At 57.6% G+C, this 20,356-nt stretch carries 17 protein-coding genes and 1 pseudogene; 10 read left to right on the top strand and 8 right to left on the bottom strand.

The features are described from left to right. The first annotated feature begins 135 nt into the window (after positions 1–135). From LC059_RS04095 to LC059_RS04065, 7 genes are all read left to right on the top strand, one after another. Complete coding sequence (locus LC059_RS04095) at positions 136–2,871, top strand: [protein-PII] uridylyltransferase (RefSeq protein WP_226702543.1); 2,736 nt, start codon at positions 136–138, stop codon at positions 2,869–2,871. Positions 2,872–2,942: 71 nt separating this feature from the next. Continuing rightward, positions 2,943–4,118 carry a succinyldiaminopimelate transaminase gene (dapC, locus tag LC059_RS04090; protein ID WP_226702542.1) on the top strand — a complete coding sequence of 392 codons (1,176 nt, stop codon included), beginning with the start codon at positions 2,943–2,945 and terminating at the stop codon, positions 4,116–4,118. 22 nt (positions 4,119–4,140) lie between these two features. Continuing rightward, positions 4,141–4,809 (top strand): endonuclease III, encoded by a 669-nt coding sequence (gene nth, locus LC059_RS04085; protein WP_226702541.1) that lies wholly within the window; start codon positions 4,141–4,143, stop codon positions 4,807–4,809. Between the two features lie 38 nt (positions 4,810–4,847). Beyond that, a complete protein-coding gene (locus LC059_RS04080) occupies positions 4,848–5,192 on the top strand; it encodes an ArsC family reductase (protein WP_226702540.1) in 345 nt (114 codons plus the stop codon). A 49-nt stretch (positions 5,193–5,241) separates the two neighbouring features. After that, complete coding sequence (gene dapD / locus LC059_RS04075; protein WP_226702539.1) at positions 5,242–6,273, top strand: 2,3,4,5-tetrahydropyridine-2,6-dicarboxylate N-succinyltransferase; 1,032 nt, start codon at positions 5,242–5,244, stop codon at positions 6,271–6,273. A 308-nt stretch (positions 6,274–6,581) separates the two neighbouring features. Next, positions 6,582–7,712 carry a succinyl-diaminopimelate desuccinylase gene (gene dapE, locus LC059_RS04070; protein ID WP_226702538.1) on the top strand — a complete coding sequence of 377 codons (1,131 nt, stop codon included), beginning with the start codon at positions 6,582–6,584 and terminating at the stop codon, positions 7,710–7,712. Positions 7,713–7,936: 224 nt separating this feature from the next. Further along, entirely contained in the window at positions 7,937–10,024 is a 2,088-nt protein-coding gene (locus LC059_RS04065) for a S9 family peptidase (protein ID WP_226702537.1), read from the top strand. Positions 10,025–10,096: 72 nt separating this feature from the next. Here the strand turns inward: LC059_RS04065 and LC059_RS04060 are convergent, their stop codons facing one another. The 3 genes from LC059_RS04060 to LC059_RS04050 all read right to left on the bottom strand — a co-directional run bounded on the left by LC059_RS04060 (position 10,097) and on the right by LC059_RS04050 (position 11,819). Further along, complete coding sequence (locus LC059_RS04060; RefSeq protein WP_226702536.1) at positions 10,097–10,474, bottom strand: hypothetical protein; 378 nt, start codon at positions 10,472–10,474, stop codon at positions 10,097–10,099. Between the two features lie 7 nt (positions 10,475–10,481). Beyond that, positions 10,482–11,033, bottom strand: coding sequence for a flavodoxin (locus LC059_RS04055; protein ID WP_226702535.1), 552 nt, complete (start codon positions 11,031–11,033; stop codon positions 10,482–10,484). A gap of 282 nt (positions 11,034–11,315) precedes the next feature. Continuing rightward, positions 11,316–11,819, bottom strand: coding sequence for a Spy/CpxP family protein refolding chaperone (locus tag LC059_RS04050; protein ID WP_226702534.1), 504 nt, complete (start codon positions 11,817–11,819; stop codon positions 11,316–11,318). A 303-nt stretch (positions 11,820–12,122) separates the two neighbouring features. Between LC059_RS04050 and LC059_RS04045 the strand changes: the two genes are divergently transcribed. From LC059_RS04045 to LC059_RS04035, 3 genes are all read left to right on the top strand, one after another. Then, positions 12,123–12,827, top strand: coding sequence for a response regulator transcription factor (locus LC059_RS04045; RefSeq protein WP_226702533.1), 705 nt, complete (start codon positions 12,123–12,125; stop codon positions 12,825–12,827). A 10-nt stretch (positions 12,828–12,837) separates the two neighbouring features. Then, positions 12,838–14,211: an ATP-binding protein gene (locus tag LC059_RS04040; protein WP_226702532.1), complete on the top strand. Its 1,374-nt coding sequence runs from the start codon at positions 12,838–12,840 to the stop codon at positions 14,209–14,211. Between the two features lie 169 nt (positions 14,212–14,380). Beyond that, on the top strand, positions 14,381–15,088 hold the full coding sequence (locus tag LC059_RS04035) for an SRPBCC family protein (RefSeq protein WP_226702531.1): 708 nt from the start codon (positions 14,381–14,383) through the stop codon (positions 15,086–15,088). Between the two features lie 340 nt (positions 15,089–15,428). Here the strand turns inward: LC059_RS04035 and rluB are convergent. The 5 genes and pseudogenes from rluB to LC059_RS04010 form a co-directional block, all read right to left on the bottom strand. Continuing rightward, positions 15,429–16,253, bottom strand: a pseudogene (gene rluB, locus LC059_RS04030) (23S rRNA pseudouridine(2605) synthase RluB); the annotation flags it as partial. Beyond that, positions 16,250–17,242, bottom strand: coding sequence for an SMC-Scp complex subunit ScpB (gene scpB / locus LC059_RS04025; protein ID WP_226702530.1), 993 nt, complete (start codon positions 17,240–17,242; stop codon positions 16,250–16,252). The pseudogene rluB and the gene scpB, both read right to left, overlap by 4 nt. 17 nt (positions 17,243–17,259) lie before the next feature. Next, complete coding sequence (locus LC059_RS04020; RefSeq protein ID WP_413231544.1) at positions 17,260–18,384, bottom strand: segregation and condensation protein A; 1,125 nt, start codon at positions 18,382–18,384, stop codon at positions 17,260–17,262. A gap of 180 nt (positions 18,385–18,564) precedes the next feature. Next, on the bottom strand, positions 18,565–19,188 hold the full coding sequence (locus LC059_RS04015; RefSeq protein WP_226702529.1) for an L-threonylcarbamoyladenylate synthase: 624 nt from the start codon (positions 19,186–19,188) through the stop codon (positions 18,565–18,567). 50 nt (positions 19,189–19,238) lie between these two features. Next, positions 19,239–20,201 (bottom strand): PHP domain-containing protein, encoded by a 963-nt coding sequence (locus LC059_RS04010; protein WP_226702528.1) that lies wholly within the window; start codon positions 20,199–20,201, stop codon positions 19,239–19,241. Positions 20,202–20,356: the final 155 nt, after the last annotated feature.

Below are 20,356 nucleotides of genomic sequence, written 5' to 3'. Positions count from 1 at the left end.
GCCGGAAAACTCGCGTGAAATAGGCCTCCATTTTCACCCTGGCTGGACACCAGAGCTGGATAGAGGCCAGGGAAGGAACAACTGGTCCGGGACCACGTTCAGTGGCAACCCCGGTCCGAATCGAAATCGACACAGATGAATTCCATGCAGCTGGCCAAGATCCCGCACTTCGAAAAGCCCCTGTTCTTCTTTGACCAGTCCCGTTTCCGGCGCGACCTGGAGGCCGGAAAACGTCCAGCCCTGGAGATTTTCAAAGACGCAGTGGGTGCAGCCGATACCCATATGGGTAGGCGCTTCCGCGAGGGCGAGGACGTGCGCACTCTGGTGTACGAGCGCGCTCTGTTCGTGGACTGCCTGCTGCACTACGCCTGGCACCAGTTCCAGTGGCCGGAAGATATCAGCCTGTTGGCGGTCGGCGGCTACGGCCGCGGCGAGCTGCACCCCAAGTCTGATATCGACCTGCTGATCCTCACCCGGGAGAAACCCGACAGCAATACAGTGGACAATATCGAGCGGCTGGTCGCCTTTCTTTGGGACCTCAAACTGGATATCGGCCACGCGGTGCGCACCGTGGATCAGTGCATTGAGATGGCCGAAGACGACATCACTGTCGCCACCAACCTGATGGAGTGCCGCACCGTGGTCGGCAATCCCGCCCTCGGAGAGGCCCTGGCTGAGCGCATGACGCCGGAGCAGATCTGGCCAGCCGACAAATTTTTCAGTGCCAAGTATGCCGAGCAGGAAGCCCGCCACAGTAAACAGCAAGGTGCCGAGTACAACCTCGAACCCAACATCAAGAAGGCGCCTGGCGGGCTGCGGGATATTCAGACCATCAACTGGGTAGCAAAGCGCTACTTCCAGGTCCGTACCCTCAAGCAGCTCCAGGGCAAGGGATTTTTCACCGAGGAAGAGTTCGCCATCCTCCAGTCCGGTGAAGATTTCCTGTGGCGGGTGCGCTACGGCCTGCACCTGCTGGCCGGTCGACCGGAAGAGCGCCTGCTGTTTGACTACCAGCGCGAGCTGGCGCGGGAGTTCGGCTACAAAGACAACGACACCCACCTGGCCGTCGAGCAGTTCATGCACACCTACTACCGCATCGTGATGGCGCTGCGAGAGTTGAATGATGTGATGCTGCAGTTCCTCGACGAGGTCATCCTGCAACGCGGCAAACACCTGCCGGTCACCCCCATTAACGAGCGCTTCCAGCTGCGCGGCAACACCATCGAGGTCGCGGTCACCCGCACCTTCATCGAACACCCCCCCGCGCTGCTCGAAATCTTCGTACTGATGGCCAACAACCCGGAAATTCACGGTGTGCGGGCCTCCACCATCCGCCTGATCCGCGAACATCGCCATCTGATTGACGACCAGTTTCGCGCGGACCCAACCAATACTCGACTGTTCATGCAGCTGCTGCGAAGCCCGCGCGGGCTTTCCACGCAACTAACGCGCATGACTCGCTATGGCATCCTGGGTCGCTACCTGCCGGAATTCGGCCGCGTCACTGGGCAGATGCAGCACGACCTCTTCCACATCTACACCGTGGACGCGCACACCCTTCAGGTCGTGCGCAATATGCGCAGCTTCCGCGGCGAAGATGCCTGGGAAAAATTCCCCCTCGCCGCAGAGATTCTGTCACGCATGCGCAAACCGGAGCTGCTGTATATCTCCGGCCTGTACCACGATATCGCCAAGGGCCGCGGTGGCGATCACTCCAAGCTGGGCGTAGTCGACGCCGACGCCTTCTGTCGCCGCCACGGACTTTCCGCGCGGGACACTCGCCTGGTGTGCTGGCTGGTAGAAAAACACCTGCTCATGAGTGCGGTTTCGCAAAAACAGGATATTTCTGATCCGGAAGTGGTACACGCTTTCGCCGCCGAAGTGGGCGACCGCGAACACCTGGACTACCTCTATGCCCTGACCGTGGCAGACATCAACGCCACCAACCCGGACCTTTGGAACAGCTGGCGCGCCAGCCTGATGCGTCAGCTTTACCAGTACACCCAGCGGGCGCTGCGCCGCGGACTGGAAAACCCGATCGATCGCGACGAAATCTATATAGAAACCCAGGCCCAGGCACGCAACATGCTGCGCGCGATGGGATTGCCCAGCAATGCGGTGGAAGATATCTGGTCGGAGATGGGTGAAGACTACTTCGTGCGGGAAACTGCCGACAACATCACCTGGCACACCGCTGCCATCTACCAACTGCAGAAAGACCCGGAGCGCGACGAAGACAGTGATACCGTTGTGCTGACACGCAATTCCGGCCCTGGCGAACACGACGGTGCCACCGAGGTATTCGTGTACACACCGGACAGGCCGAATGTGTTCGCCGCCGTGGTCACCGGTCTGGACATGCTCAACCTGAACATTCACGACGCGCGTCTGTACAGCTCCGCCGGTGGCTACACCCTGGATACCTTTTATGTCCTCGACGAGTCCGGGCAGCCCCTGCTGGACGAACCGCACCGCCTGGAGCAAATCCGTAACACCCTGCAACAGGAACTGAAGCTGGTAGAGGACTACTCCAAGGTCATCAAGCGCCGCACCCCGCGCCGCCTGAAAATGTTCCACTTGCCGAGCCAGGCCCATATCTCCACCGAACCGGAAGATACCTACAGCACCCTGGAAATTACCAGTGCCGACCGCCCTGGCCTGCTGGCACGGATCGCGCGTATTTTCATTACCCACGATCTGCGCCTGCACAACGCCAAAATCTCCACTCTGGGCGAGCGGGTCGAGGATATTTTCCACATCACCGATGGGGACGATCAGCCACTTACCGACCAGGCCCTGATCGAGACTCTGGAACAGGCCATATGCCAGGAGCTGGACGCACATCAGGCCACGCTGCCACCACAGCCGTAAACGGCAATGTGCTTATTCAATTTGGCCAATAAATTTGTACCGCGAGTAGATCGCCAGCAAGCAGAAAAACGATGAACCCGAACTTGCAACAACTACAGCCCTACCCTTTTGCCAAACTGGCAAAATTGAAAGAGGGCGTGGAACCGCCAGCGGACCTCACCCATATCGCCTTGTCTATTGGCGAGCCCAAGCATACGCCGCCGGCGTTTGTGCGCGACGAGTTGATCGACAACCTGGACAAGCTTGCCTCCTATCCGGTAACCAAGGGCCTCGATCCACTGCGGGAAACCATCGCGCGCTGGCTGTGTGAGCGCTTTCAATTGGATGCGGTAGATGCGGAAACCCAGGTAATTCCGGTCAATGGCACCCGTGAAGCACTGTTTGCCTTTGCCCAGGCCGTGGTCTCGCCGGGCGCCAAAGTGCTGATGCCAAACCCCTTCTACCAGATCTATGAAGGTGCGGCATTTCTGGCCGGAGCAACGCCGCACTTTATCAATTGTGGCGCCGAGACCGGGTTCAAGCCGGACTTCGATTCTGTCCCGGAGGATGTCTGGCACCAGTGCGACCTGCTGTACCTGTGCACACCAGGCAACCCCACCGGTGCCCTGTTGGATATCGACGACCTGAAACAGCTGATCGCGCTGGCGGATCGCTACGATTTCATTATCGCTTCCGACGAATGTTACTCAGAACTCTATTTCGACGAAGCCAGCCCACCGGCAGGGTTACTGCAGGCCTGCGCCGAACTCGGCCGCAACGACTACCACCGCTGCGTGGTATTCCACAGCCTGTCGAAACGTTCCAATCTCCCGGGTCTGCGCTCCGGGTTTGTCGCTGGCGACGCCAACGTTCTGGAGAAATTCCTGCTTTACCGAACCTATCACGGCTGCGCCATGCCGGTACCGACACAGTACGCCTCGATTGCCGCGTGGCAGGACGAGCAGCATGTGCAGGAAAACCGCGCGCTTTACCGGCAAAAATTCGATGCCGTACTGGAAGTCCTCGACGGCTGCCTGAACGTGCAGAAGCCCCAGGCCAGCTTCTATCTTTGGCCCAAAGTGGGTAACGGTGAAGATTTCGCCCGCGAATTGTTCCGTCAGCAGAACATCACGGTACTCCCCGGCGCCTATCTGGCCCGCAAAGCCATGGGAGTAAACCCGGGTTCCGAGTACGTGCGTATGGCACTGGTAGCCACTCTGGACGAGTGCATCGAAGCCGCCAAGCGCATCCGCCAGTTTTGCCAGTAGGAACCCGCCGTAAGCGAACAAGATGACCGCAAAAAATCTGTTGAAAAACGAGCGCGTGGATTTCGTGCTGAATCGGCTTGAGGAGCTCTACCCGGAAACACCGGTGCCCCTCGACCACTTCGATGCCTACTCACTGCTAATAGCGGTGCTGCTCTCTGCACAGTGTACCGACGAGCGGGTAAACCAGATCACACCCGCCCTGTGGGAGCTCGCGGACAACCCCTACGATATGGCCAGGGTGCCGGTAGAGAAAATCCGCGAGGTCATCCGCCCCTGCGGGCTTTCGCCACAGAAATCGAAGGCGATTCAAAAGCTCTCGGAGATCTTGGTCAACGAGTATCACGGACAGGTACCAGAAAACATGGCGGCGCTGGAAACCCTGCCGGGTGTCGGCCATAAGACTGCCAGCGTGGTGATGGCCCAGGCCTTTGGCCATCCGGCCTTCCCGGTGGACACGCATATCCACCGCCTGGCACAGCGCTGGGGACTGACGTCCGGAAAAAATGTGGTGCAGACCGAAAAGGATCTGAAGCGCCTGTTTCCAAAAGACAAATGGAACAAGCTACACCTGCAGATCATTTTCTACGGCCGCGAATACTGTAGCGCACGAGGCTGCGATGGCACAGTCTGTGAGATTTGCACCACCTGCTACCCTGCCCGCAAGCACCCGAAGAAAATCAAGAAAGCCTGAACAATCTCAGGCCTTAAAAACCGTTCACAGGAAAGATCATGATTACCGTTTACGGCATCAAGAATTGCGACACCGTAAAGAAAGCCCGCAAATGGCTTGAGCAAAATAATGTGGAATACACTTTCCACGACTTCCGCGAAGACGGCATGGGTACCGTGCCTCTCGCCGACTGGCTCGCGGAATTTGGCTGGGAGCAGGTGCTGAACCGCCGCTCCACCAGCTGGCGTGCTTTAGATGAAACGCAGAAAAACGCGATGGATAACAGCAGCGCGAAAGCCCTGGCCACCGAAACCCCAACACTGATCAAACGCCCGGTGATGACCAAAGGCAATAACACCCTGTTCGGCTTCAAGGCCGACAGCTACGCCTCTTTTGTCAAATAATCCCGGTTCAATAATTCAAGAAATTCAGACTCACGAAAAGGAAACCATCATGAGCAACCTGTACAGCATTGGCTTTGGCGTAGGTACCTGTAATAGCAAAGGCGAGTGGTTGGAAGTGTACTTTCCCCAGCCATTGCTGAACCCGGAAGAAGCCGTTGCCAGCGCGGTCACCAGCGCACTCAATATCGATGGCGGCAACGTGGCCATTGCCCTTGAAGAAGCACAGCTGCAACCACTGGGTGATCAGTTGGAGAGCGCCGGTGCCAGCGATCAGGCCGCCATACTGCGCCAGTTCGCCAACAGCCAACGTCCGCTGGTAGCAGTTGTCCTGCACAGCGACGAAGCGCCACAGTCCGTGCCCGAGTCCTACCTGAAGTTACACCTGCTGTCCCACCGTCTGGTAAAACCGCACGGCACCAAACTGGACGGTATCTTTGGCCAACTGGCCAATGTGGCCTGGACCAACCAGGGCGCGATCGATCTGGAAGAACTCCCCCAGCGCCAGCTGGAAGCGCGCCTCAAGGGAGAGCTGCTGGAAGTTTCCTGCGTGGACAAGTTCCCCAAAATGACCAACTACGTTGTGCCCAAGGGCGTGCGTATCGCGCACACCGCCCGCGTTCGCCTCGGCGCTTACCTGGGTGAAGGCACCACCATCATGCACGAAGGTTTCGTAAACTTTAATGCGGGCACCGAAGGCCCAGGCATGATCGAAGGACGTATTTCCGCAGGGGTATTCGTGGGTGCCGGTTCCGACTTGGGCGGCGGCAGCTCCACCATGGGCACCCTGTCCGGCGGTGGCAACATCGTGATTTCCCTGGGCGAAGGCTGCCTGTTGGGTGCCAACTCCGGCACCGGTATCCCACTGGGCGACCGCTGCACCGTCGAGTCCGGCCTGTACATCACTTCCGGCACCAAAGTTGCGGTACTCGACGACAAAGGCGAAGTCGCCGAATCGGTAAAAGCCCGCGACCTGGCTGGCAAGTCCGATCTACTGTTCCGTCGCAACTCCGCAACTGGTGCAGTTGAGTGCTTGACCAACAAAAGTGCTGTAGAGCTGAACGCTGAGCTTCACAGCAACTGATTTAACCTCTGAGTGGTTTGCAGTTACCGGGTCCGCACTTTTTGGGTTCCGGTGGCGGCAAATCACTGGGTGGAGACTTTCGGAATCGCTGTATATACATCCCTGTACGCTCCGGCGGTGCCATCCATGGCACCGACGGTTCCGAAAGTCTCCACCCAGCACTTTGCCTTCAGTCGAAGATCATCACTTCGAAAAAGAGAACCGGGCAACTGGGCGGCCCGAATAAAATTTTACGCTTCAACGCGAAGGCCTGCCTGCCCCACAACCGGAACAGTGCTCCAAACACCACGTAGCCAGTAGAAACTCTCATGACCCCAACTGTAAAACTCACCTGCGATCTAATCAGCAAAAAATCTGTAACCCCAGAAGACGCTGGCTGTATGGAGCTAATGCTGGAACGCCTGGAAAAAATCGGATTCAAAACCGAACACCTCCGTTTCGGCGATACCGATAACTTCTGGTCCGTGCGCGGCGAAGAAGGCCCACTGCTTGCCTTCGCCGGACACACCGATGTGGTGCCCACGGGCCCGGAAGAAAACTGGCAGTACCCGCCCTTCGAACCAACAATCGTCGATGGCATGCTCTATGGCCGCGGCGCGGCGGATATGAAGGGCTCGCTGGCAGCAATGGTCGTCGCCTGCGAAGAATTTGTTGCCGCGCATCCGGATCATAAAGGCCGCATCGCCTTCCTGATTACCAGCGACGAAGAAGGCCCGGCCAAACACGGCACAGTAAAAGTGGTTGAATGGCTGGAAGAGCGCGGTGAAAGAATTGACTGGTGCCTGGTGGGCGAACCCTCCAGCACAACTCTCGCCGGCGATGTGATCAAGAATGGACGCCGCGGCTCTCTGGGGCTAGAACTTACCGTATTAGGTATTCAGGGCCACGTAGCCTACCCGCACCTGGCAGAAAACCCCGTGCACAAACTGGCCCCGGCCCTGGCGGAACTCGCCGCAGAGGAATGGGATCAAGGCAATGACTTCTTCCCGGCTACCAGCTTCCAGGTATCCAATATCAACGGCGGCACCGGTGCCACCAATGTGATTCCCGGAGATGTGAAGGTAGTCTGTAACTGGCGTTTCTCTACGGAAACCACTGCGGAAAAACTGGAAAGCCGCGCCCGAGCGATTTTTGACAAACACGGGCTCAAGTACGACGCCAACTTCAATCTGAGTGGCCAGCCGTTCCTCACCGCTGAGGGCCCGCTGGTGGAGTCCGCACAGGCTGCAATCCGCAAAGTCACCGGTCGCGAGACCGAGCTCTCTACCGCTGGCGGCACCTCCGACGGCCGTTTCATCGCACCTACCGGTGCCCAGGTCGTTGAGTTAGGACCGGTAAATGCCACTATCCATAAAGTGGACGAGTGCGTTAAAGCCGACGATCTCGATCTGGTGAAGGATATGTACCGGGAGATTCTCTCAGGATTACTTGCCAAGTAACTTAGTTATCGGCCAATCAACGTAATAAAAAACGAGGCTTACAAGCCTCGTTTTTTATTCTCGTCAGCAACTTCTTCCAGGCCAAATCTTTGGCATCCTGAAGTACCCGGTAGCTTTATACGCCAAATCAGGCCGCTATGCTCAGTTGGTACTATTTTCGTAAGATCGATTCCGCTAGCCTTGATCATCCGACAATAATTCATAAGCATTGCAAGGAAGGCTACATGATCCGGACTCTGTTAGCGGTATCCATGCTCTCTCTCGCGGCTAGCTCCCTGGCCGATTCCCCTGCCCAGAATACAGAAAGAAAACTGGAATTCGCAGACGTTTTCAATCTTGAATTCGCCAGCACCCCACAGTTTAGTGTCGACGGAAGAAAGGTCTATTTTGTCCGCCACTTCATGGACAAGATAGCGGACCGTCAGCGCTCTAACTTGTGGCAGGTTGACGTGGATACCGGAAAGTCGCGCCCCCTTACGTCCGGTGATCACAACGATCGTTCTCTGCAAATATCACCGGATGGTGACGTCATTGCCTTCGTCAGTGACCGCAGCGGCTCCCCACAGATTCATCTGCTCTGGCTGGATACGGGTGACTTCCAGCAGATATCCAGGTTGCCAGAGGCGCCCTCGAACATTGTCTGGTCACCGGATGGCGCACATTTGGCCTTCTCGATGTTTGTCCCTGAGAATAAAAGTGTACCTATCGATCTACCCCAAAAGCCGGAAGGTGCTACCTGGGCTGAGGGGCCCAAATTCATTGACAGCGCCACCTATCGAGTCGACGGCCACGGTTACGTCAAACAGGGAAATGATCAAATATTTGTACTACCGAGGGAGGGAGGCACTCCTAGGCAGGTGACCTCGGGAAGCTACGCGCCAATGAGTCTCGGCACAATGAGCTGGGCGGGCGATAGTGAATCTATCTATTTTTCAGCAAACCGGCATGAAAACCACGAGCAGGAGCCGACCAACTCTGAAATCTACCAAGTCAGCCTTAGTAACCTCAAAATTACCGCGCTGACAGACCGCTATGGCCCCGACAACGACCCCCAGCTCTCACCGGACGGCAGTAAGCTCGCCTACGTCGGTTTCGATGATGAGCACCTCGGCTATGCCAACAACCGTCTTTACGTATTGGACTTACGAAACCAGGAAATCCGCACACTGGAAACCGCTGAAGATCGCAGTGTGAACCAGTTTCACTGGCTCGAGAACAGCCGCGGCATCGCATACTCTTATGATGACCGGGGCAATACTAAAATCGCTACCCATCAGTTGAATGGTCGCGACAAAGTCATAGCCACGGATGCTGGTGGCCTCTCAATAGGACGCCCCTATTCTAATTCTGACTTCGCGGTATCAACAGGTGGGAACATCGCCTATACGCGGACCAATGGCCTGTACCCCGCAGAAATTGCGCTGGTCGGCAGTGGTGAAGTCCGTAACCTGACCGAGCTGAATGCCGATTTCCTGCCCTACAAGAACCTGGCACAACTGGAAGAAATTACCGTGGAGTCCAGTCATGACGGACGGGAAATTCAAGGTTGGATTGCTTACCCCCCCGGGTTTGATCCGGAAAAGAAATACCCACTGTTACTGGAAATTCACGGCGGCCCCTTTGCCAATTACGGCCCCCGCTTCGCGGCAGAAATACAGTTATACGCGGCCGCAGGCTACGTTGTGCTCTATTCGAATCCGCGAGGCTCCACTAGTTACGGTGCAGAGTTTGCGAACCTCATCCATCACAACTATCCCAGCCAGGACTATGACGACCTGATGAGTATTGTCGACGCCACAGTAAATCAGGGGTATATCGACGAGGAGCGTCTCTACGTTACCGGTGGTAGCGGAGGTGGCGTATTAACAGCGTGGATTATCGGCAAGACAGATCGCTTTCGCGCGGCGGTGGTTGCCAAGCCGGTGATCAACTGGGAGAGCTTTGTACTTACCGCGGACTTTTCGCGATTTTTCGTGAAATACTGGTTTTCCGGTATGCCCTGGGAAAAGCCCGAGGAATATCGCAGGCGCTCTCCCCTTACCTATGTTGGCAACGTATCGACGCCGACCATGTTGTTGACCGGGGAGCAAGACTACCGCACCCCCATCTCAGAAAGTGAGCAGTTTTACCAGGCCTTGAAGCTAAGACAGGTGCCGGCTGCGATGGTTCGGATACCGGAGGCTTCCCATGGAATCGCAGCAAGGCCGAGCCAATTGATCAGCAAAGTTTCAGCCGTACTCTACTGGTTCGATAAATACAAACCGGAGCCAGCCCCTACGGACAAGCTTGCAAACGTCAGTGCCGAAAATTAAAACAAAGAAAATTAAAACAAAAGAGGCGCCCGATTAGGGCGCCTCTTTTGTTTCCACTGCTCCAACCTACAATCAGTGCAGGCGACCGTGGCGACTGGTTGCTACATTTGACTCGTTTTCCTCAAAACCATGGGCCATGACAAAGTAATACAGCACCTGCTCCTGGCCATCGGCCTCTGCCATCAGATCAAAAATCACTTCGTCCTTATCACCCGGGTTCATGCGCACTGAGCTGACAAGTTCAGGCTCAATAAAGACTTCGCCAACCAGGCGCTTACCCCTCACCAGCTGTACCAGCAACGTGCGCGGGTTTTCCTGCATGAACCGCCAATGGAAATCATCGTCGTCGTACAGGATGGAATCCGGGGTGCCGGCGCGCAGGATGCAGTTGCTGTGATCGGCGAGCCAAGGCCAGAATTCCTGCAGCGCGATCGTATCATTGGTGGGCATGATGGCTTCAGTCCTCAAGCCGCACGACGCTTTCTGCACCGCCTTCGAGGCCGAATTCTTCGGCAATCTGCTCGCACCAGTCATTGAGACGGCTGCCAGTCAGTTCTTCCTGCTGATCTTCATCGATGGCGAGACCCACAAAAATATTCTGCCCGGGTACCTCCGCCTTGGAGGCCTCGAATTCGTAGCCCGCTGTGGGCCAGTGCCCCACAATCGCAGCGCCGTTGGCCACGATTACGTCATGCAACATACCCATGGCATCCAGGAAATAGTCGCCGTAGCCGAACTGGTCGCCCAGGCCGAACAACGCCACGGTTTTACCGGTAAAGTCGATCTCCTGTACATCCTCCCAGAAATCTTCCCAGTCAGACTGGATCTGGCCGAAGTCCCAGGTCGGGATACCGAGGATCAACTGGTCGTATTCGCCGATTTCCAGCTGGGTCACGTCGGCGATATCGTGGATAGCTACCCGCTCTTCCCCCAGCCGCGCGGCGATACGCTGGGCGATGCCTTCGGTGTTGCCTTCGTCACTACCGTAAAACAGGCCGATCTTGATCACACTCTCTCCTCAACTGCCAGATACTGCCCGCTATTACATACATTTCGGGCAGGTTGCCGAGGCCTTACAGGCCCCGCTTGGGGCGGGCATTTTCCCAACAATGGGCGGCTTCAGCAAGGAGCAGTATGAAGAGGTGTTAGGCCACAGCCGGCAACAAAAAAGCCCCTGCATTTAGCAGGGGCATCAGGGGAAGGGGCTGCCGGCGATTGGGGTGGAGACCGACAGCCCGGAAATGACCGAAGTTGAAGAACTGGCTGGTCTCAGAGAGCGCCCTGGGCCCTGTCAGCTCTCGCCCTCACGCTCTTTCCAACGTTCCATGCGTTTCTCAAAATGCGCCTTACGTTCGGCCTTCATTTCCTCCATTTTTGCCTTCTGCTCGTCTGTGAGGATGGATTCAAACTGGGCACGCCTCTGTTGCATGCGCTGTGCCCTCTGCACTTCCAGCTCGCCAATCTTGGCTCCGAGTGTGTCCAGGGTAGCTTGATCGGCTCCTGACTCAACTGCCTCGCGCAGCTGCTGGCGAGCCTCATGCATCTCTTTCCGCGCTGCCTTGCGGGCTTCTTTGCCCGCTTCCCGGTCGGCTTTCAGCTGCGCCTTTTGACCCTCGGTCAAATCCAGCTTTTCCGCCAGGTGCTCGTACATGCGCTCCTTGTGATGGCCGCCACCGTGATGGCCCTTGTGGCCGCGATGGCCTTCGTCGCCATCAGGAAAGGCCAGAACCATGCCCGAAGTCGCCAGAGTGCCGCCGAGTACCAGGCTACCTGCAAGTGCTTTCCATTTGTTCATACATTTATCCTCAAATGTGGCCGGTGAGTGATACCGGCTGTCGGTATTCGGTGTGTGGGTTAGTCTTTCGTTTGGTGTTTTCCGAGTCGGTAGATGCATACTAGGCTCGTACACTGTAAACAGGGGATAACGGCGGTAAACATTTGTTAAGAACGGTAAAACACGCAAAACCTTTCCCCGACGTGCCCTATTCCTGCGCATATAATCCCCTCATGCACAGGCAACAGCCTTGAACAAACATGCTGAACAGACAGTGAATCTGCGTGTGAAACCGTCAGTTAACCAATCGGACACAAGAGACCCATGAGCCATATCCTGCTGGTCGATGACGACACCGAACTGACAGAACTTCTGAAGGAGTTTCTGGAGGGGGAAGGATTTCACGTAACCGTGGCCAATGATGGCGGGCGCGGCCTGGAACTTGCCCGTAGCCAGCCATTCGATGCTCTGGTACTGGACGTCATGTTGCCGGTACATAACGGTTTTGATGTATTGCGCAAGCTGCGCGAAGACTCCGCCAGTCCCGGGCATTCACTGCCGGTGGTCATGCTCACCGCCAAGGGCGACACCGTAGATAGAATCGTGGGCCTGGAGATGGGCGCCGACGACTATCTGCCCAAGCCCTGCAACCCTCGGGAACTGGCCGCGCGCTTGCGTGCCATCCTGCGGCGCGGGCGCACGGAAGTGGATAGTAGTGAGGATAATCTAACCAGTGGCGCCTTGCGCCTGCTACCCCGCGAGTACCAGTGTTACTGGGGTGACCAGAGCGTGAATCTGACCGGCGCAGAATTCTCGGTGCTCAAGGTGCTGGTGGAAAATACCGGTGAAGTGGTGAGTAAGGAGGTACTTACCGAGCAGGCACTGGGACGCAAACTGATGCCCTATGACCGCTCTATTGACGTCCACGTTAGCAATATTCGCAAGAAACTTGCGGAACAGGGCGCCAGCCGAGAACTGATTATCAATATCCGCGGTGCCGGATATATGCTCACCCGCGGCCAGGCGTGAGATTAGCTCCATGAGCAGCCTCTTCGGACGCATATTTTTCGGTGCCTGGCTTACCGCCATGATCATGGTGCTGGCGGCGGTATATATCACCCATATCCGTGAATTCGGAGACCCGGGGCAGAAAGACCGCTGGGAGGGACCGGAGCTATTCCGGGAAATCACCCACAACTTACGAATGACACGCCGCCACGGCAGTGACCACTTTCGCCACTGGCTGGAGCGGCAACCGGACGACGTCCGCGGCAGAATCTTCGCCATCGATCGTAGCGGCGCGGAAATTCTCGCCCGCCCTATCCCGCAGTCCATGGCCCCTCTGTTTACTGCCCTCAACTACCGCAATCGCGAGGCCCACGGTCTGGTGGACAAAAAGCCCAGTGTCGGCTTTTTTGTGCCGCAAAGGGGTACCGACAACCTGCGAGTAGTGTTTATCGCCGGGAAAAGCAAAGGAGAGCTGCTGTTGCGGTTTATCCTGCGCAGTTTCTGGCCGATCCTGGTGCTCGCTACTCTCGCCTCCGGCCTCGCCTGCTACTGGCTGGCACGCTACCTGAGCAAACCCCTGGATAACCTGCGCACCGCTACCCGCAGGGTGGCCGCAGGGGACCTCAGCTATCGGGTGACTCCGATATTACGCGGCCACGGCCGGGAATTGGGTGAACTGGCCGCGGACTTTGATTCGATGACCGCGCAGCTACAGGAATCCATGGGCGAACAGCGCCGGCTGATCAAGGATGTATCCCACGAACTGCGCTCGCCTCTGGCCAGACTGCAGGTGGCGCTGGGCATTGCCCGCCAGAAGAACATACAGGCTCTGGACCCGGAGCTGGACAAGATCGGCAAGGCTGCGGATTACCTGGAGGACATCATCGCCGACATTCTCTCCCTGCCGGTCAGTGGCAGCGATGAGCGGCCACTCGATGATGTGGTGGAAATCAACAGTCTCTTGCACGCGCTCACCGACGACCTGAAGGATGAGGCGAACAGCAAGGAGTTGCGCTTCGATATTCGCAGTGACGACCTTGAGCTGCTGGTGGCCACCCGTGGCAGCTCGCTCACCGCAGCACTGGAGAACATCCTGCGCAATGCGATCAAGTACAGTGAACGGGGTGGCCGGGTGGATGTAGACATCAAACACACCGATGGCCACTGCAGCGTTCAGGTCACCGACTCGGGCAACGGTGTGCCAGAATCAGAGTTGCAGGCGATTTTTCGCCCCTTCTACCGTACCGATGAAGCGCGCAGCCGTGAAAGTGGCGGCTTCGGCCTCGGGCTGGCCATCGCCCAGCGCACCGTGGCGCAACACAGAGGTACGATAGAAGCATTCAACGTGCCCGCCGCGGGGCTGGGTATCCGTATTACACTGCCACTGCTCGACACCAGTTTTTAGCAGGTGAGCGAAACGCTGTTCCCGAGCCGGGCGCCTCTGGCGAACAATTCCCCCAGCCAGTACACTCCGTGATAACCGTTGTACCTGATAGCCGTCCTCGCCGGGCGGCAACCACGATGCGGGCCGGCCTTTTGGCCCGCTTACAGGAACCTGATCGGGGGAATCCATTGTGCGCTGGATACTGTACATCCTAATTTTTCTCGCCCTGCTGGTACTTGCTGGCTTTCTGTTCCCACGGGTAGCCACTACCGAGCGCAGCGTCTACATCGCTGAACCGCCACAGGTGGTCTTCCCCTACCTGAACAATTTCCGCAACTTCAACAAGTGGTCGCCCTGGTATCAGATAGACCCGGAAACCGAATACACCTACGAGGGGTTCCCGGAGGGCAACGGCGCGGTGATGAAATGGACCAGCGACAACCCCAGCGTTGGCAGCGGCTCCCAAACAATCACTACCAGTGAACCCTACTCCCGGGTGGTCACTGCACTGGATTTCGGCGCCCAGGGTAAAGCCACCGGGGAATTTACCCTGCTTCCCCAAGGCAGCGGTACCAACGTCACCTGGTCTTTCTCATCCGAGATGGGCGGAAGTCCAATCGCACGCTGGATGGGCTTGATGGTGTCGCGCATGGTGGGCCAGTCTTACGAGCAAGGGCTGCAGAAACTCAAGACCATCGTGGAGCAGGAAGCCGGAAGTCGTGGGGATGGCACCCCTGAGACTCCCGTTTCTCCGCCCACCTCTTCCGAGCCTGGAACCCTGGAACCAGAGAACGTCGACCCGGGAATGGAAAACCAGATTATCGAAGGTGATGATATCGAGGAGCCGGATACCGATGGCGATGCACTGGAAGAATTTGATCAGGAAGAGCAACCCTGACGAGTACTGACAGACACCACGAACAAAAAAGGCAGCTTTCGCTGCCTTTTTTGTTCGTCACCTGGTGCGTTGCGCTACCGCTTTAGCCTCGTCGGGATGGCTTGGCGCTGCCTTTCTTGGGCACGCCCTTTCCGCGTCCATCTTTACCTCGGCTATCTTTACCTCGGCTTTCGTTTCCACGGAAGTCTTTCCCCCGCGATTCTTTGCCGTATGCACCTGTACTGGCGCCGCCTTTTCCAGCGGCACCTTTTCCTGCCACACTTTTTCCTGCACCGGCTTTCCCCGCAGCAGGTTTTTCTGCGCTACTTTTTACCGGCGTTCGGCCACCCGCAGGGGCCGGAGATTTACGCAGCTTGCGGCGCTGGCGTTGCAGAGTCTCTTTCTCTGCCTGGGTCAGCGGGCGCTGCCCAAGCTTCGGCAATCCCGCGGTAATACACAGGTCGTCTATCTCTTTTGGCTCCATTTCGACCCACTGGCCGACGCGCACATGAGAGGGAATAAACACGCTGCCATAGCGCACGCGCTTTAGGCGGCTGACACGCACGCCCTGAGATTCCCACAGACGGCGTACTTCGCGGTTGCGGCCTTCCATCACCACACAGTAGAACCAGCGGTTGGTGCCTTCACCACCACTCTCCACAATATCGGTAAAACGCGCCTGCCCGTCATCCAGCAACACGCCCTTGGTCAGGCGCTTTTTCATTTCGTCGTCCACCTGGCCCTGGATCCGAACCAGGTACTCGCGGTCGATGACGGAAGAGGGATGCATTAGCTTGTTCGCCAGCTCACCACTATTGGTAAACAGCAGCAGGCCACTGGTATTGAAGTCCAGGCGACCGACCGAAATCCAGCGGCCGCTTTTCAGGCGCGGCAGACGGTCGTACACCGTGGGTCGGCCTTCCGGGTCGTGGCGGGAACAGATTTCACCAATGGGCTTGTTGTACAGGATGACCCGCAGGCGATTTTCTTCGCTGCCCGGAAGACGCTTGCCGTCGAGCTCTATCTGGTCATCTTCTGTTACCCGCTCGCCAAGGCCCGCCACTTCACCGTTGACGGTAACGCGACCGGCTTCGATTGCGCGCTCCATTTCCCGGCGCGAACCCAGGCCCGCACGGGCCAGAACTTTTTGCAGTTTTTCGCCCATTGGCGCTGCTTCATTACTCATGAATTGAGGTTTTCCGGGGATTTGTTTTCATCTTCATTGACGGCTTCCTGCTCGGTCGATTCCTCGGCCTCGGGCGCTTCATCAGTTTCATTGGTAGCGAACGCAACTTCCGCGGATTCTTCCAGCGGGGTTTCGTCGTCAACAGACACGCCCTGTTCCTGATCGTCGAGATCCACCTCGATTTCCGGGCTTTGCGCTTCTTCAGCGTAGTCTTCTGCTACCGCTTGCCGGGCGTTTTCTTCTTCAGCGTCTGTCGACTCGTCGAGAACTGCGTCTTCAGAGCTCGTTTCAGGCTCTTCAGATACCGCGTTTGCGGTTACTTCTGTTGCGTTTTCTTCATCGGCCGCGTCTTCTGCTACGGATGCTTCAGCACCAGTTTCGGCAGCTTCCGCAACGTTAACTGTGCCATCACCGGCAGCTGCGCCATCTCCCAGGTCAAGCGCGGCATTCAGGCTTTCAATGTCACGAATCTCTGCAAGTGTCGGCAGATCATCCAGGCTCTTGAGATTGAAGTAATCGAGAAACTCTCTGGTTGTGGCATAGAGTGACGGCTTGCCCGGTACATCGCGTTGCCCAACGACCTTGATCCAGCCGCGCTCGGACAGGCTTTTTACAATATGCGAGCTCACCGCCACACCGCGAATCTCTTCGATGTCGCCGCGGGTAATCGGCTGGCGATAGGCAATGATGGCGAGAGTTTCCAGGGTGGCGCGAGAATATTTCTGGGGCTTTTCTTCCCAGAGCTTGTTGACCCAGGGCGCGAGGTCTTCGGGCACCTGGAAACGCCAGCCACTGGCGACCTGCTTGAGCTCGAAACCACGCTCGGCGCAGTTTTCGGCGATCTGTTCCAGCGCTTCTCGCAGAACCGCTTTTTCAGGGCGTTCGCCTTCCTCGATCAGGGACAGCAGGCGATCTTCCGACAGCGGTTGCGCCGCTGCCAGTAAAGCGCCTTCTACAATCCGGCGCAGTAATTCCGGGGCAATAGTCATCTAATTGCGTTCACTTACTATTGACTGAACAGCGACGGAGCCGCCTCAGTTTCGGGTTCTTGTTCGCTTTCGTGCTCTGGTGTTTCACTCGCATCAGCAGCTTCGTCGTCAGCGCTGTAACCTGTGTCCAGCTCCGGGAACTCCCCTGCTTCAGACACAGCATCTGAATCATTTTCTCCAAACACTTCACTGTCGTCGGAAACCGATTCTTCGTTCTCGCCACCCTCTTCCAGCTCATCGGAGGGTTGCTCCACCTCTCCGCGCGCGCGCACGTGGATGGAACCAAAAGCTTCGTTCTGCACCAGTTCCAGCAGGGACTCTTTTACCAGCTCCATCACCGCCAGGAAGGTAACCACTACCCCGAGGCGTCCCTCTTCTGCGCGGAACAGGCTGACGAAAGGCACAAACTGGCGATGGCGGATCTTGTCCAGTACCTGGGTCATACGCTCGCGCGTAGAGAGCTTTTCCTTCTCAACCTGGTGGCTCTCGAACATGTCCGCACGGCGGAGCACGTCGGCCAGGGCAACCAGGACTTCCTTCAGGTCGACTTCCGGTTCGGGGCGGGTGAGCTTGCGGTCCGGGCCGGTGGCGCTCGCCTGGTGGATATCGCGGCCCATACGGGGAAGCTCGTCCACGTCCTCTGCCGCTGTCTTGAAGCGCTCGTACTCCTGCAGGCGGCGAATCAGCGCCGCACGGGGATCCTCCCCCTCCTCTTCTTCCGCTTCCGGCGGGCGCGGCAACAGCATGCGCGACTTGATCTCCGCCAGCATAGCGGCCATTACCAGATACTCCGCGGCCAACTCGAAGCGGATCGCCGTCATCATGTCCACGTAGGTCATGTACTGACGGGTGATATCGGCAACGTTGATCTCGAGGATGTCGAGGTTTTGGCGGCGGATAAGGTACAACAGCAGGTCGAGCGGGCCTTCAAACGCTTCGAGAATGACTTCAAGCGCATCCGGCGGGATATACAGATCGGAGGGAAGGTCAGTAAACGCCTTGCCCTCGACCATAGCAAAGGGCATCTCACCCTGTCGCGGGCCCGAACTGTGAGGCTGGTCAGCAGGCTGCGCATCGTCTTCGGCGCCTTGGGGCTCTTGTGCCTGATCGTCGCCCGCAGCTTCAGCCACGGCCTCTTCCACAGCGGCAGCCGCGGCCTCGACCGGGTCTTGAGCTGGTGATGAGGCCTCTGAAGCGGCATCACCCACGGCGTCGCCGTCTCCGCCGGCTTCAGCGGGGGCGACCGCGATCGCTTCTTCTAATTCTTCACTGGACACACTGCAGTCCTTCGGCAAAACCAAACCGGCGATTATACATCAGTGTCAGCCGAGAATTTCATCAATCGCACCGCAGCCCTGACGCACCAGTACTGCCTCGTCCCCGGTCAGATCCACCACTGTGGTGGCCTCAAGACCGCAGAAACCGCCGTCAATCACCAACTCAACCTGATGCTCCAGGGTCTCACGGATATCGTAGGGGTCGGTGAGTGGCTGCTCGTCGCCGGGCATGATAAGACTGCAGCTCATCAGCGGCTCGCCGAGAACTGAAATCAGACCCTGCACGATGGGATTGTCCGGCACCCTCAGACCAATAGTCTTGCGCTTGGGGTGCAGCAGGCGGCGCGGCACCTCGGAGGTGGCCGGCATGATAAAGGTGTAGGGACCGGGAGTGTGGTTTTTAAGCAGGCGGAACATCTGGTTGTCCACCTTGGCATAGCTGGCCAGTTCGGACAGGTCCCGGCACATCAAGGTGAAGTTGTGGTTCTTGTCCAACTGGCGCACGGCACGAATTCGCTCAACCGCGAGCTTGTCCCCCAGCCGACAGCCGATGGCATAGGCGGAATCTGTGGGAAACACGATCACCCCACCCGCGGAGACGATATCCGCCGCCTGACCAATCAGCCGTGATTGCGGGTTTTCCGGGTGAATCTGAAAGAACTGCGCCACTACTACCCCCTGAACAAAGACAAAAAATGACCAAAAACTATTGCGTCTGACTACTGCGCCGTAATGCCGTCAGTTTGCCACAGATTCCACACTGGCTCGACGCCTGCAGGCAGGCGGACGCAGCCCAGCGCCCGCCACGGCTGGTCCGGCTGGTGGAAATCACTACCGAGAGACGCCAGAAGTGGCGGGCGAGTAATTTCATCGCTGACCTCAGGATCACCACCCAGGGCATTCACGCGTTGTACCAACGCCTGTATCTCCCGAGTCTGCACCGGGTTCTGCTGGCCACAAACCATCTCCACTGCATCACCGCCAGCGCGGTGAAAATCGGCCAGCAACGCCTGCAGCCTCGTGCGCGTCAGGCCGTACTTGAGAGGATGCGCAAGCACCGAGGCACCACCACAGGCACGGATACTGACAAGCGTATCCTCAAGCTCTGGCCAGGACACCGCTACATCGCCGATTTTGCCGGCTCCCAGATAGCGCTTGAAGGCTTTCGCAGTATCGCTTACATGCCCTTCATCCACCATCCAGCGGGCAAAGTGCGGCCGCCCGATTACACCGCCCCCCGCAAGCGCCAGGGCACCCTCGTATGCGCCAACGAACCCGCGTTTCTCCAGACGCTCAGCGATCTGCGCAGCCCGCGCACGGCGCAATCTGTCCCGCTGTTCGATGGCCTCAGTCAACGCAGTGGCTCGACAGTCGACATTCAACCCAACAATGTGAATCACCCGCTTTCCCCACCGCGCTGTCAGCTCGATCCCCGGTAACAGCGCCATCTCCAGACGCTCGGCCTCCGCCTGAGCCTCGGCAATTCCAGCCACGGTATCGTGATCAGTGAGAGCCAACATTGTCACGCCAGCGGATTTCGCTCTCGACACCAGCGCCGCAGGGCTTAAAATACCGTCCGACGCAGTGCTGTGGCAGTGCAGGTCAACCTGACCAGATAGTGCATCTGCAGTCAGCTTGGGCCGGGTAAGCGGTGTATTTTCAGGGTCTGCCGTAGAGGCCATACTCAAACTTCATTGTTGGGTTCTCGCGGATTTTAAAACAGTGTTCTGGAAAGCGCCTACCAAGGAAAACAAAGCTCCTGCCATGCCCGGAAAGCGACCTAAACAGGCGGAACTTTTAACCCGTCCTGTCGTCTCAGCATACTGCGGCCGTGGCT

It is taken from the genome of Microbulbifer elongatus (assembly GCF_020524885.1).
GTDB classification, from domain to species: domain Bacteria; phylum Pseudomonadota; class Gammaproteobacteria; order Pseudomonadales; family Cellvibrionaceae; genus Microbulbifer; species Microbulbifer elongatus_A.
This window is presented reverse-complemented; position numbering and strand designations above follow the sequence as displayed.